This is a genomic window from Pseudomonas akapageensis (assembly GCF_011355085.1).
Lineage (GTDB): Bacteria > Pseudomonadota > Gammaproteobacteria > Pseudomonadales > Pseudomonadaceae > Aquipseudomonas > Aquipseudomonas akapageensis.
In genome coordinates this window covers 1-1,546 of sequence record NZ_VXCP01000087.1, presented here as the reverse complement: position 1 = coordinate 1,546, position 1,546 = coordinate 1, and the positions used below count along the sequence as shown (strand labels likewise).

The following is a 1,546-nucleotide window of genomic DNA, read 5'->3' as shown; positions in this document are numbered from 1 at the left end:
AATCGGGCAAAATCATGGCTGACGAGGCTTGCAGAGGAGTAAGCCAGTATACACTCCGCTATCGCTACGTGACCTGGTCAGGGCTTCGCCCCGACACCCCAAAAGGGCGTTGCGTTGCGCGCAACACCCTTGCCTAGAATAGATCTTTTACGCCGATTTGTAAGTTGTTGTTTTTTTAGTGTGTTTTTTGTTTACCTGTCGCATCCAGGGTGACACAACGTTGTCGCATCCTGGATGCGACAACACGCAACAAGGTGTTGCACAGATGTGTCATGATGGCTTAGATTTGAACCAACGTTAGTGCATGGGATTTTCAGAGGGAAAAAATCATGTTTATTGATTCAGAAAAACGACTGAAACAACTTTCAGATGAGGCAAAGAAAAACACCGAGGATCTCGAAGAAGCAAAGAAGAATTCAAGGTTTACACAGGTATCCCCAAAAGGTTGGGAACGCGTTCGAGAGCTGCTGAAGGATAGCCAAGGCATATCAGCACTGAAGCTGTACTCATTTTTAGCGGAGCATATCGATCCTACGTGTGGCGCTGTCGTTGCGGATCAGCAATTCCTAGCTGAAAAACTTGGAGTTAGCAGAAGCACAATTATTCGGTGGCTCAATTACTTAGAATCAAAAAATGCATTAGTTAGAATCCCCGTTGCTGGTAAGGTTTGTGCGTATGCCCTCGATCCACATGAAGTCTGGAAGGGATACAACACTACGAAAAACCATGCAGCGTTTGTCACTAAAACACTGGTCAACAAAGACGGTGATATTCAGCGCCGAATCATGGCCATGTTTTCAAATTGAGCCAGCGGCAGGCGGACAATCAGGGGCTACGTGTTAACGTTTTGACCATGATTGTCTATCCTGCATTGCTCTTTTGCCGCCTCAAAATCCCTTGCGTGTTTTTGCTCCCCGATCCCCAGAACGACCGCGCCGCCACGGTTCCGGCAGCGCCTTGAGCGCAACCGGAAACCGTCTGGGGAGAACCCCAGACCCCCATCGCTGTAACACCGATGGTCTACGACCACCAACCAGCCGAATAGCTGCCTGTGCCGTGCAAATAGGCTTTGCAGGGAGCTGACGCGGTTCCTAGCGACCTGAAAGCCCCTGGTTAGGGGTATCGGCGCGCCTGACCTCCTGAGAGCCTCTGTAAGCGTTTTTCGCGCCTTCCATGCCCTGGCGGGCATTTAAACCCGTTTCGTGCGTCTGAGAGCTTCTGAGCGTGTTTGAAGGGCTATCTGACGACTCATCCCCGAAAGAACAACAACGGGATAACCGACAACATGCGAGAGGTGATCCCGCTCGCCGCAAGTCGATGACCGAGCGTAGCGAGCGAATCGACGAGGAAGCGGAAGAGAACCGGAAGTTACATTGAGCACTTACGCACGGATGCGGGGTGTCGGGGTGAAGCCCTGACCAGGTGGGGAATGTCTGAGTGCGCGTGCGCGGTCAGACATTCCCACATCCTGTCCCGATTTCTGAGGCGTTTTAACGGTGAACGGACGGCAAAAACATGATCGAGCTGTTGAACGTGGAGATCGCGA

1 protein-coding gene is annotated in these 1,546 nt (G+C 51.5%); it reads left to right on the top strand.

The window, feature by feature from the left end:
- Positions 1–329 precede the first annotated feature (329 nt).
- Positions 330–806, top strand: a complete 477-nt coding sequence (locus F2S13_RS29070; protein WP_000469298.1) for a helix-turn-helix domain-containing protein — start codon at positions 330–332, stop codon at positions 804–806.
- Positions 807–1,546 lie beyond the last annotated feature (740 nt).

Coding starts and splice junctions, on each gene's coding strand:
- F2S13_RS29070 (WP_000469298.1), top strand. CDS start 330: ATGTTTATTGATTCAGAAAAACGACTGAAACAACTTTCAGATGAGGCA.